This window comes from Fulvivirga kasyanovii (assembly GCF_009711405.1).
GTDB lineage: Bacteria > Bacteroidota > Bacteroidia > Cytophagales > Cyclobacteriaceae > Fulvivirga > Fulvivirga kasyanovii.
In genome coordinates this window covers 1-11,967 of the sequence record NZ_SMLW01000461.1, presented here as the reverse complement: position 1 = coordinate 11,967, position 11,967 = coordinate 1, and the positions used below count along the sequence as shown (strand labels likewise).

At 45.4% G+C, this 11,967-nt stretch carries 11 protein-coding genes; all 11 read left to right on the top strand.

All coding sequences use genetic code 11. The annotated features are described in order from the left end of the window. A partial coding sequence (locus E1163_RS30490; RefSeq protein ID WP_185156012.1) for a porin occupies positions 1-1,227 on the top strand: 1,227 nt, incomplete at its 5' end. 12 nt (positions 1,228-1,239) lie between these two features. Next, the gene (locus E1163_RS08005; protein ID WP_155170916.1) at positions 1,240-1,497 is read left to right on the top strand and encodes a DUF4212 domain-containing protein; all 258 of its coding nucleotides are present in this window, start codon (positions 1,240-1,242) and stop codon (positions 1,495-1,497) included. Between the two features lie 8 nt (positions 1,498-1,505). After that, positions 1,506-3,197, top strand: coding sequence for a sodium:solute symporter family protein (locus E1163_RS08000; RefSeq protein WP_155170915.1), 1,692 nt, complete (start codon positions 1,506-1,508; stop codon positions 3,195-3,197). Positions 3,198-3,208: 11 nt separating this feature from the next. Next, positions 3,209-3,397, top strand: coding sequence for a hypothetical protein (locus tag E1163_RS07995; protein ID WP_155170914.1), 189 nt, complete (start codon positions 3,209-3,211; stop codon positions 3,395-3,397). Between the two features lie 3 nt (positions 3,398-3,400). Next, a complete protein-coding gene (locus tag E1163_RS07990) occupies positions 3,401-3,613 on the top strand; it encodes a hypothetical protein (RefSeq protein ID WP_155170913.1) in 213 nt (70 codons plus the stop codon). After that, positions 3,603-6,341 (top strand): ATP-binding protein, encoded by a 2,739-nt coding sequence (locus E1163_RS07985; RefSeq protein WP_155170912.1) that lies wholly within the window; start codon positions 3,603-3,605, stop codon positions 6,339-6,341. The genes E1163_RS07990 and E1163_RS07985 overlap by 11 nt, the downstream gene beginning before the upstream one ends. Continuing rightward, positions 6,316-6,675 (top strand): response regulator transcription factor, encoded by a 360-nt coding sequence (locus E1163_RS07980; RefSeq protein ID WP_155170911.1) that lies wholly within the window; start codon positions 6,316-6,318, stop codon positions 6,673-6,675. The genes E1163_RS07985 and E1163_RS07980 overlap by 26 nt, the downstream gene beginning before the upstream one ends. Before the next feature lie 22 nt (positions 6,676-6,697). Then, a complete protein-coding gene (acs, locus tag E1163_RS07975) occupies positions 6,698-8,593 on the top strand; it encodes an acetate--CoA ligase (RefSeq protein ID WP_155170910.1) in 1,896 nt (631 codons plus the stop codon). Between the two features lie 25 nt (positions 8,594-8,618). Continuing rightward, positions 8,619-10,535, top strand: a complete 1,917-nt coding sequence (locus E1163_RS07970) for a DUF294 nucleotidyltransferase-like domain-containing protein (protein ID WP_155170909.1) — start codon at positions 8,619-8,621, stop codon at positions 10,533-10,535. After that, a complete protein-coding gene (locus E1163_RS07965; RefSeq protein WP_155170908.1) occupies positions 10,535-11,224 on the top strand; it encodes a 3'-5' exonuclease in 690 nt (229 codons plus the stop codon). Before E1163_RS07970 ends, E1163_RS07965 begins: the two co-directional genes overlap by 1 nt. Positions 11,225-11,379: 155 nt before the next feature. Next, on the top strand, positions 11,380-11,967 hold a 588-nt coding region (locus E1163_RS07960), incomplete at its 3' end, for a hypothetical protein (RefSeq protein WP_155170907.1).

The following is an 11,967-nucleotide window of genomic DNA, read 5'->3' as shown; positions in this document are numbered from 1 at the left end:
TCCTTACTCTTACCAGTAATAGCATACGCCCAGGAAGCAGAAACAAATGAAACAGACCACTCTTACAAGCCTATGACTGTTAAACTAGATGAGAGTGGGCAAAAGTACATCAGGTTTATCACCTGGCACCAAATCTGGGCGGAAGATGGTAATCTTGATGATGATGACCAGGGCTTTACCATGAGAATCAGAAGATCACGCTTTTTGGCCTATGCGCAAATTTCTCCAAGGTTTCTCATACTCACCCACTTTGGACTCAATTCCCTTACCGGAAGCAATGCTGACCCAATAGGTGACTCTCGGGCGAGTGACGGGCCGCAACTGTTCCTGCATGGTGCCTGGACAGAGTTTAAAGTCTCAACCAACGAGACATTATACGTTGGCGCAGGTTTGCATTATTGGAATGGCCTGAGCAGACTTACCAGTGCAAGTACACTGAATTTCATGACCCTGGACAACTATCGCCAGGCCTGGGCACAGCTTGGCCTTTCCGATCAGTTTGCACGGCATCTCGGTATTTATGCCAAGGGGCGGTTTGGGGCGTTGAACTACTCGGTAGCCGTAAATGAGCCTATTGTAAATGCACTGGGCTCAACCAGCGAACCCGCACCTAATACCATCACCTATTCGGGACGGCAGTTGCTGGGCAAAGATGCCGGCATGATCGTCACCGGGTACTTTGACTATCAGTTTATGGATCAGGAGTCTAACAAGCTTCCCTACCGTGTGGGCTCTTACCTGGGCAAGAAAAAAGTTTTCAATATAGGAGCAGGTTTTTTTAACCATACTGATGGTACTGTAACTGCCGATGCAACAGGTAATCTTTCGGGCAATAATGTAACACATTTTTCAGTGGATGCTTTTTATGATGCACCTCTTGGAGAGGGCGCTATCAATGCCTATGCAGCCTATTACAATTTTGATTATGGTGAAAATTATAACCTCGGTACCACCTATGGCACCGGCTCTTCTGTATATGCCCATGCAGGCTATCTTTTTCCTGAATTTTCGGAAAAATTCAGATTAATGCCTTATTTGGCCTACAGTACACGTGACTTTGAAGCTTTCGAAGAAGCAGGCAATACCTTTCAGTTGGGTGCCAATTTCTTTCTCAACGGGCATAATGCCAAAATCACGCTTGAGTACAGTTCTACATTATCTAATTATACCGGAGCCGAACCGGACCGAGTCAATGGCCTGGTGCTCCAAACACATATATTCCTTTAAAATTTAACACCTATGAACAAAGAAAAAATGAAAGCGTATTGGCAGCGCAACCTCCTTTACCTTGTGGTGCTGCTGATCATCTGGTTTTTAGTTTCCTACGGAGCGGGAATTTTATTCGCCGATGCCCTCAACAGCATTAAAATCGGTGGCTTTCCTCTTGGCTTCTGGTTTGCCCAGCAAGGCTCCATTTATGTGTTCGTCATTTTGATCTTCGTGTATGTATCACTGATGAACAAGTTGGATAAAAAGTTTGATGTAGACGAAAAATAACAATAATCATGGATGTACAAACCTGGACATATATCATCGTGGGGGCGACCTTCGCGATTTACATTGGGATAGCAATCTGGTCACGTGCCGGTTCTACCAAAGATTTTTACGTTGCCGGTGGCGGCGTGCCACCATTAGCCAATGGTATGGCTACCGCAGCAGACTGGATGTCGGCAGCCTCATTTATTTCGATGGCTGGTATTATTTCATTTGCCGGTTATGATGGTGCCGTTTACCTCATGGGCTGGACGGGAGGCTATGTGCTCCTGGCCTTACTTTTGGCGCCATACCTGAGGAAATTCGGAAAGTTTACCGTACCCGATTTTATCGGTGACCGGTACTACTCCAATACCGCCAGAACGGTGGCAGTAGTGTGCGCACTCTTCGTTTCATTTACCTATGTAGCAGGGCAAATGAGAGGGGTCGGTGTGGTATTTAGCCGTTTCCTTGAAGTGGATATCAACAATGGTGTTTACATCGGCATGTTTATCGTGTTTATCTATGCCGTATTGGGTGGCATGAAGGGGATCACCTATACCCAAGTGGCGCAGTACGTCATCCTGATCTTTGCTTTTATGGTGCCCGCAATCTTCATTTCTATTCAGCTTACCAATAACCCTATTCCGCAATTAGGTTTTGGCGGAACTATTGACGGTACAGAAACCTATCTGCTGGATAAACTGAATGGTTTGCACGAAGAGCTGGGCTTTGCAGCTTATACCGATGGCAGTAAAGCGCTTATAGATGTGTTCTTCATCACCTTTGCCCTTATGGTGGGTACTGCTGGTCTTCCGCACGTTATTGTAAGGTTTTTTACCGTACCCAAAGTGAGCGACGCCAGGATCTCAGCCGGATACGCCCTGGTATTTATTGCTATTCTGTACACTACGGCACCTGCGGTAGCTGCTTTTGCCCGTACCAACCTTATCCAGACAGTGAGCAATGAGGAGTATGCCTCCATGCCTTCATGGTTCAGCAATTGGGAAAAAACCGGGTTGCTCAGTTTTACAGATAAGAATAATGATGGTGTTATACAATATGTAGCTGATGCAGAGACCAATGAGCTTGTAATTGACAGGGATATTATGGTATTGGCTAACCCTGAAATTGCCAACCTGCCCAACTGGGTAGTAGCCCTGGTGGCGGCTGGTGGTTTGGCAGCAGCCTTATCCACCGCGGCTGGCTTGCTGCTGGTGATCTCCACATCCGTTTCACATGACCTGATCAAAAAGCAGTTTGCCCCGGACATTTCCGATTCGAATGAATTATGGGTAGCGCGTGGCTCTGCGGTGGTGGCAGTGGTGATTGCCGGATACTTTGGTATCAATCCCCCTGGCTTTGTGGCGGCTGTAGTGGCCCTGGCCTTTGGATTGGCAGCGGCCTCATTCTTTCCTGCCATCATTCTCGGTATATTCTATCAGCGCATGAATAAGGAAGGAGCTATTGCGGGGATGATCTCCGGGCTGGGTGTTACGCTACTTTATATGTTGATCTTCAAGTTTAACCTGTTTGGAGAAACCACTCCTGCTGACTGGTGGTTTGGCGTATCACCAGAAGGTTTTGGAACTATTGGTATGCTGGTAAATTTCGCGGTTTCTTTTGTTGTCAGCAGTGTTACCAAAGCCCCGCCGCAGGATGTACAGGAAATGGTTGACAACATCAGGTTCCCCCGAGGAGCCGGAGAAGCGCATAACCACTAATTAAAATACTAATGATGAAACTCAATAAAAATATAACAATACTCTTTATCAGTATCTACGGAACCATTACCTTGATAGGCAGATTCTATTTTGAATCTGCCTACAATGTAGGATTTGTGGCATCCATTGGGCTGGGAATTTTTTCACTGGCTTTACTATGGGGCCTGTTTAAGATCGGCTTTCTTACTTTAAAAGAGTAATACATGAAGGGAAAAGCAGCATCGGTACTTGTTATCATGTTTGTATTATTTTTTCTATTGTTCCACTATCCATTGATAGAAATATTTAATACCAGGCAAGCCGTCTCAGGAGTGCCTATGCTGCTTTTTTACTTCCTTATTGTCTGGCTGTTACTTATCATTTTGTCGTTCTGGGTCAGTAATAAATACCTAAGGGATAGAGAAGATGGAAATTAAGTGGCTGGTAATCATACTATCATTCATATACCTGGTACTGCTGTTTTTAATCGCTGCCTGGGCAGAAAAAAATGCAGAGAAAAGATGGCTTAAGTCCCCTTATATCTATGCATTGTCCCTGGCCGTTTACTGTACGGCATGGACTTTTTATGGTAGCGTAGGTCGTGCCTCAAACCAGGGGCTGGATTTTCTTACCACTTATGTAGGGCCAATTTTGCTGGCTCCGGTTTTCTGGATCATCCTGAGAAAAGTCATCAGGATCAGTAAAATACACCGTATCACCAATCTGGCTGATTTTATTACTTCCCGGTATGGTAAAAGGGCTTCTTTAGGAGCTTTTGTTACCATATTCTGTCTGTTGGGTGTGCTGCCGTACATATCTATTCAGATCAAAGCCATATCGAACAGCTTCGCCATACTGGCTAATGAGCAAATGGCGCATAGCACATCCTTATGGTTTTTTGAGGATACTGCTTTTTACATTACCATAGCACTGGCCGTATTCACCATTATTTTTGGGGTAAGAAATATAGATGCCAATCAGAAAAATATTGGCCTGATCACCACCATAGCTTTTGAATCTACCTTTAAGCTGGTGGCTTTTCTGGCGGTAGGTATTTTTGTTACCTATGGCATATTTGATGGGTTTGAAGATGTATTTACCGCGGCGGCTTCGTTGCCAGACTATGAGCGACTGACCGTTATCAATAAAAACGAATATGGCGACTGGATGTGGCTCAATATGCTATCTGCCCTGGCCTTTCTGTTCCTGCCTCGACAGTTTCATGTGGCAGTGAAGGAAAACCGGGATGAAAGCCACCTCAGGAAAACCATGTGGCTTTTTCCGCTCTACCTGCTGTTTATTAACGTGTTTGTGTTACCCATTGCTTTGGGTGGTAAAATGATCTTTGCCGGGCAGTCTATTGATGCAGATACTTACGTGCTGGCTATCCCGCTGGCCTACGATCAGCATTTTCTGGCTATAATTATCTATCTGGGAGGGTTTTCTGCCGCTACCAGTATGATCATAGTCTCCACCTCGGCATTGAGTATCATGATCAGTAACCATATCATTACACCGACCATCATCAAAAGCCGGAGGTTGTCAAAGCCATTTGAAGGAAAGCTCAACCTGGTAGTACTGCGCGGCCGGCAATCCATGATCCTTTTGATGCTGCTGCTGGCCTACCTGTATTTTAAGTATGTTGGTGAGCAGTTTTCCCTGGTATCCATTGGGTTGATCTCATTTGTGGCCGTGGCCCAGTTTACCCCAGCCATTCTTGGGGGTATATTCTGGAAAGCTGGCAATGGCAAAGGAGCATTCAGCGGCCTGATCGTGGGGTTTATTATCTGGTTTTATACCCTGGTTATACCCACTGTTGCGAATACAGGGGTCATTCCACCGGATTTTGTGGTTAAGGGAATTTTTGGCTTTCAGTGGCTTAGTCCGCAGGATTTCCTCGGGCTGTCATCCATGAGCTACATTGTAAGAGGGCTGTTTTGGAGCCTTATGTTCAACCTGTTCACCTACCTGATTGTGTCAGTGACCACTAAAAGGTCTTCTCAGGAGATCAATCAGGCTGAGATATTTGTCGATATTTTTAAGTACTCTTCCTCCTATGAGAGCTCCGTGGTGTGGAAAGGAAAGGCCTTCCTGGCAGATATCAAAAACCTGCTGGCCCAGTTTCTGGGGATCGAACGTACCGAAAGGGCATTCAAGCGGTTCATGTACAGAAATGATATCAATGAAGAGCTGCTGGAAGCCGATTACAGAACGGTAAACTATGCTGAAAACCTGCTTTCCGGAGTGGTCGGTTCTACCTCAGCGCGTGTTTTGATCTCCTCCGTGGTAAAGGAAGAAAAGGCCGTGGATATATCGGAAGTGTTCAGCATACTTAGGGAATCTCAGCAATATATTTCTGATAATAAGGAGCTTACCATAAAGTCGAGGCAATTACAGGAGGCTACTGAAAAACTTAAGGAGGCCAACGAAAAGCTCAGACAGTTGGATCAGTTGAAAGATGAATTCATTTCTACTGTTACCCATGAAATGCGCACACCCATTACTTCTATCAGGGCTTTGTCGGAGATACTGCATGATAACAATGATCTTGACCAGGAAGAGCGCAGCCAGTTCCTCTCCATTATAGTGGAGGAAACCGAGCGGATGGAAAGGCTGATCAACCAGGTACTGGATTTGGAGAAGATGGAGAGCGGACAGTTGGAGCTGCCACTTTCTACATTGCAGCTCAATGATGTGGTCAGAGAGTCGTTGAATTCCATAGAACAGCTCATCCTGGGAAGAAAAATTATCTTAAAGACGGAGCTGCAGCCCGAACTGCCAGCTATAAAGGGAAATAAGGACAGGCTGATACAGGTTATTCTTAATCTCGTGTCAAATGCAATCAAGTTTTGTGACCAGGAAGCCGGAGAAATTACTATTTTAACAAATGAAGATAGCGGATTGGTTGAGTTGACGGTAATGGACAACGGTTCTGGTGTGCCGGAGGAAAGTAAGGAGCTTATTTTTCAGGCCTTTTACCAGGATAAAAACCAGACACTGAAAAAACAAGAGGGTAGTGGCCTCGGCTTGACCATCTGTCAGAAAATAATTGAAAAACACGGTGGTAAAATATGGGTAAAAAACAATGGTTCAAATGGGGCCGTATTTACCTTCAGTATACCGGGAATAATGCAATTGAATGAAGAAAGTATTAATAGTGGATGACGAGCCAAATATCATTATGTCACTGGAGTTTTTGATGAAAAAGAGCGGCTACGAGGTGTTTATAGCGAGAGACGGCGCAGAAGCCCTTGTAATAGTTGATCAGGAAGAGCCGGACATAGTGGTGTTGGATATTATGATGCCTCAGGTAGATGGCTATGAGGTATGCAGTTATATTAAAAATAAAAAACAGCTTGGAGCCAAAGTGATATTTTTATCAGCCAAGGGTAAGGAAAAGGATGTCCTGAAAGGGTACGAATCAGGAGCGGATTTCTATATGACCAAACCTTTTTCTACCAAAAAACTGGTCGATAAAGTTAACCAATTGGCAGGCTGAGTAAATTAAAATTTTCAAAACTATGAGTAATAAGATACAAACCCTTAGCGGATACATTCATGAATATGCCAAAAGTGTGCAAGACCCCGAGCATTTCTGGTCTCGTATAGCAGACTCTTTTCACTGGCAAAAAAGATGGGATAGTGTAGTAGAGTGGAATTTCAAAGGACCGGATGTGAAATGGTTTACCAATGCCAAACTCAACATTACAGAAAACATTTTTGAGCGCCATCTCTATACCCTTGGAGACAAGCCTGCCATTATCTGGGAGCCCAACAATCCGGATGAGGACGTGAGAACGATCACTTACAAAGAATTGTACGCGCAGGTCTGCCAGTTTTCCAACGTGCTCAAGGCCAAAGGAGTATCCAAAGGCGACAGAGTGATCATTTATATGCCTATGGTGCCCGAAGCTGCCGTGGCCATGTTGGCATGTGCACGGATCGGAGCAGTACACTCTGTGGTTTTTGCCGGCTTTTCAGCTACTTCCCTTGCCGATCGCATCAATGACTGTAAAGCTAAAATGGTGCTGACCTCGGATGGCAATTTCAGAGGGTCAAAAAAAATAGCTGTTAAAGAAGTGGTTGATGAAGCCATAGAGCGAACCGAAAGCATTGAAAAGGTGATAGTGCTCAGAAGGACAGGACAGGATGTGAACATGAAATCGGGCAGGGACATCTGGTGGCATGAGGCCGTTGAAGGTGTGAGTACGGAGAACAAGGCAGAAATTGTTGACTCGGAAGACATGCTTTTCATCCTCTATACCTCAGGATCTACAGGTAAACCCAAAGGGGTGGTACATACCTGTGGAGGATATATGGTTTATACTACCTACACCTTCCAGAATGTTTTTCAATACTCCCAGGGAGATGTCTACTGGTGTACCGCTGATGTCGGCTGGATAACCGGTCATAGCTACATCGTCTATGGGCCATTGCTGGCGGGAGCCACCACTTTAATGTTTGAGGGTGTGCCCACCTATCCTGATGCCGGACGCTTTTGGGCGATTTGCGATAAACACAAAGTGAACCAGTTTTACACTGCTCCTACGGCCATCAGAGCATTACAGGCCTATGGTACTGAACCCATCGAACCTTATAAGCTGGATTCTTTGCGGGTTATAGGTACAGTAGGTGAGCCGATCAATGAAGAAGCCTGGCACTGGTACCATGACCACATCGGAAAAGGCAAGTGCCCGATAGTAGATACCTGGTGGCAGACTGAGACCGGTGGCATTATGATATCCCCCATTGCCGGGGTTACGCCTACCAAACCATCTTACGCTACGCTGCCTTTGCCGGGCATCCAACTGGCTATCCTTGACAACGATGGCAAGGAGCTGACCGGCAATAGTGTAGAAGGGAACCTTTGCGTCAAATTTCCATGGCCATCCATGTTAAGAACTACCTATGGCGACCACGAGAGGTGCAGGCAAACTTACTTCTCATCATTTAAAGGCTATTATTTTACTGGTGATGGCGTGAAGCGTGATGAAGATGGCTACTACAGGATCTTAGGCCGTGTAGACGATGTGATCAATGTTTCAGGCCACAGAATGGGAACCGCCGAAGTAGAAAATGCGATCAATGAGCACCCGAAAGTGATAGAGTCTGCTGTTGTCGGGTACCCGCATGATATTAAAGGGCAGGGTATTTATGCCTACGTGATCTGCGATATGGAAGGCCGCTCTGAGGCTAACCTTATTGAAGAGATCAGGCAGACTGTAACCAAAATTATCGGACCGATTGCCAAACCTGATAAAATACAGATTGTGCCAGGGCTGCCCAAAACGCGTTCGGGTAAGATCATGCGCAGGATATTGCGAAAAATTGCCACCGGTGAAACAGCCAATATGGGCGATACCTCAACACTGCTCAACCCTGAGGTTGTAGAAGAGATTATCGAAGGTGCCCAGTAAGTATTGAGGGTAAAATCCCGAAGAAATGGCTGCTAACATCATTGCCACCCGGATAGCGGATTTTCTGAAAAAGTATCCTCCTTTTACATCACTGTCAAAGGAGGAGCTTTATCATATTTCTTCAGAAGCCGTAGTATGCCATTTTGAATCGGGAGATTACGTTTTCAGGCAGGGAGAAGCCGGCTCGGGAAATCTTTTTGTAGTCAAAGAAGGCGTCATCCACCTGGAAAGACAGGAGGAGGATGCTTTAGTGCTGGTAGATATTTGTGATGAAGGCGACCTCTTCGGGGTCAGGGCCATGCTGAGCGGCAAGCCCTATGTTTTTCATGCCAGAAGTGCCGAAGAGAGCCTTGTTTATGCCCTTCCTGTAGCTCTTTTTAAACCACTGATTGAGAGTCACAGTCAAATAGCCATGTTCTTCGCCGCCGGGCTTGCTGGTGGGCAGGCCGGATTGTTGGATACCCATACTACCAAAAGATTTCCTTATCAGGATTCCGGATCGCTGCTCAACTGGAACCGCCCGCTCGAAAAGACCCACGGAGAGCTGGTGTGGATGGCTCCTGACAAAACCATAAAAGAGGTGGCCACAGTCATGACTGATAAGAAGATAGGGTCGATGGTATTGTGCTATGCCAATGGTGAGCTTGCAGGCATTGTTACTGACACTGACTTTCGGGAAAAGGTAAGTACGGGCAAAGCAAGCATTGATGCACCTGTAAGTGATATCATGTCGACCGATGTTGTGACCATGCCTTTGGGGCAACCACTTTCCAACTATTTGCTGAAGATGCTTCGCCACAAGATCAGGCATATATGCATAACTACTGATGGCAAACCTATTGGCATGCTCAGCGAGCGTGATCTGATGGCAGCTCATCAAAACCATCCCGTTACGCTGGTTTATGCGATGGAGGAAGCGTCAACGTTGAAAAAATTAACCGATCTGCGCAACCAGGCAGATGACCTGATCAGGTTTTATCTGGAACAGCAGGTATCCATAAGCTTAACCGCATCACTGGCCACACATATCAACGATGCGCTGATCCGAAGAGTGATTGATATAGCGCTACAGGAGGTACAGAAAAAATCAGGTGCTCCTCCGGTTGAGTTCACATGGATCAGCCTGGGGAGCGAAGGCCGTTCAGAGCAATTGATCCGTACTGATCAGGACAATGCCATCATTTATGATGATGTAAATGGCAGCACGGAGGATAAAGAAAAGGTGAAGCAGTATTTCCTGCAATTAGGCGGTAAGGTCAATGATATGTTGGCAGAAGCTGGATTTGAATACTGCCCGGCTGATATGATGGCGGGCAACCCCCAATGGTGCCAGCCTTTAAGTGAATGGAAACAGTACTTTTCCGGATGGATCAGACAACCTCAGGAGAAAGCACTGATGCTATCGACCATTTTCTTTGACTACCGCCGGGTTTATGGTTCGGAGTCATTGCTGGTGCAACTGAAGGACCACCTGAAAAAGGAAATCCGGGACGAAAGCATCTTTCTTAATTTTCTGGCAAAAAATGCCCTTAAAAACCCGCCACCGCTGAGTTTTTTCAAAAATTTAGTCGTCGAAAGATCCGGAGAGCACCGGCATGAGTTTGACATCAAGGCACGGGCGATGATGCCACTTGTGGATATCGCAAGAGTACTTTCACTGGATATTGGCCAGCTTGATGAAATGAATACCGTGGCCCGTTACCACCTTTTGGCCAGGGAGGAACCCAAAAGAAAGGAACTTTACCATGCTGCGGCAGACTCATACGAATACCTGATGAGGATCAGGGCGCTCAATGGTTTTACACACCATGACTCGGGGCGGTTCATTTCCATAGAAAATCTGGGTAAGCTGGACAGGCAAATCTTAAGAAATACCTTCGAACCTATCTACCAGCTCCAGCAAATGCTTGAATTGCGTTATCAGCTCAGCTATTTTAACTGATGGGTCTGCTTTCTAAAATATTTGGAAAAACTCCCTCAGAAGATCTGCCTCCGTTTGCAAGGTCATACCTTGAAGCTTGCAGGAATATCGATCAGAAAGTACCTGTAGAGAAAGTCAGGTTTGTGGTTTTTGATACGGAAACTACCTCATTGGAGGTGAAAGAAGCCAGACTACTTTCCATAAGCGCTGTAAGCTGCACCCATAACCAAATAGAAGTCAGTTCAGCCCTGGACTGCTATGTGGCCTGGGGCGATGAGGTGAGGCCGGAAAACATAGCAATCCACGGCATCACTAAACGGCAAAGCGATACAGGCCTGCAACCGGAGGAGGTGATAGAAGTCTTCCTGGATTACATCAAAGATGCCGTGCTGGTGGCACACCATATCGATTTTGATATATCCATGGTCAATAATGTTTTGAATAAGTATTATCCCGGCCTGAAAATAAAAAACCTTTTACTCGATACAGCACAACTGGCCATCAGACTGGAGCAACCCCGCATGAGCAGTACAGCCACCAATCCGAAAGACTACACCCTTGATGCGCTGATGGGCAGGTACGGCATTGATCCGTTAGAGCGCCACACCGCCCTGGGCGACGCCTACTCTACAGCAGAGTTATTGATCAGGCTACTCCCTAAACTAAGAAAGAGGGGATTGAAGAGGTTGGGGGATTTGAAGAACTCGTAATAAAAGCCTCTTCACCTGTTGAGTGGTTGGATAATTGGGTGTGCCTCATAGAGTCTAGTCGGATTTTTATCTAAAGTAGAATTTAATTTTTGTAATTATTATTTTTTTACAACTTTGCTGATCATAACTAGATTTTATTTATAAGCTAATATTAAATGAGAAGTCAGCTTAGTAGAGCTTGTTTGATTATAGTGCTAATTGTACTCGTCAGTTGTGGTAAAAAGCAAGATCAGCATAATTTATCGAAGGCAGATCAGTACGTAATTCCGGAGCTAACCACCGACACCACCATTTTTCATTTGGAAAAAAGAGTGGAGGAAAAGGACATGTTGCAAACCTCACCCTCCGGTTACATGCTCAGTATGGATTGGAGGGTAAATAAATATCCAAACCGATATGAAGTAGAGATTATTGATGTTCAATTTATTCACAAAGTGGTGATGGCGACCGTGATGTATGATACCAGCCAGGATTCGGTACTCGTAACCAGCGACTTTAGCAATTTGAAATTTGAAGTGGATAAGGGCAATGAGGTAAATAAGGTGCTGGAAAACCTGAAACAGGTAAAGGGATATAATTTTGTAGTGAAGAAACTTTCAGATCAGAGTTTACAAATACAATTGCCAGAATTTCCTGTTTCCAGGGATATCTACACATATCGTTTTAACCCCTATTCGAGATTAGAGGAAGAACTGAATACAAAGTATCTGGAGCAGGTATTCGAATTGATTTTTGAACATCCT

Excerpts from the sequence above, each read along its gene's own strand:
- E1163_RS07990 (WP_155170913.1), top strand. The coding sequence starts at position 3,401 with ATGAAGGGAAAAGCAGCATCGGTACTTGTTATCATGTTTGTATTATTT.
- E1163_RS07965 (WP_155170908.1), top strand. The coding sequence starts at position 10,535 with ATGGGTCTGCTTTCTAAAATATTTGGAAAAACTCCCTCAGAAGATCTG.
- E1163_RS07985 (WP_155170912.1), top strand. The coding sequence starts at position 3,603 with ATGGAAATTAAGTGGCTGGTAATCATACTATCATTCATATACCTGGTA.
- E1163_RS07980 (WP_155170911.1), top strand. The coding sequence starts at position 6,316 with ATGAAGAAAGTATTAATAGTGGATGACGAGCCAAATATCATTATGTCA.
- E1163_RS07995 (WP_155170914.1), top strand. The coding sequence starts at position 3,209 with ATGATGAAACTCAATAAAAATATAACAATACTCTTTATCAGTATCTAC.
- E1163_RS07970 (WP_155170909.1), top strand. The coding sequence starts at position 8,619 with ATGGCTGCTAACATCATTGCCACCCGGATAGCGGATTTTCTGAAAAAG.
- E1163_RS08000 (WP_155170915.1), top strand. The coding sequence starts at position 1,506 with ATGGATGTACAAACCTGGACATATATCATCGTGGGGGCGACCTTCGCG.
- E1163_RS08005 (WP_155170916.1), top strand. The coding sequence starts at position 1,240 with ATGAACAAAGAAAAAATGAAAGCGTATTGGCAGCGCAACCTCCTTTAC.
- acs (WP_155170910.1), top strand. The coding sequence starts at position 6,698 with ATGAGTAATAAGATACAAACCCTTAGCGGATACATTCATGAATATGCC.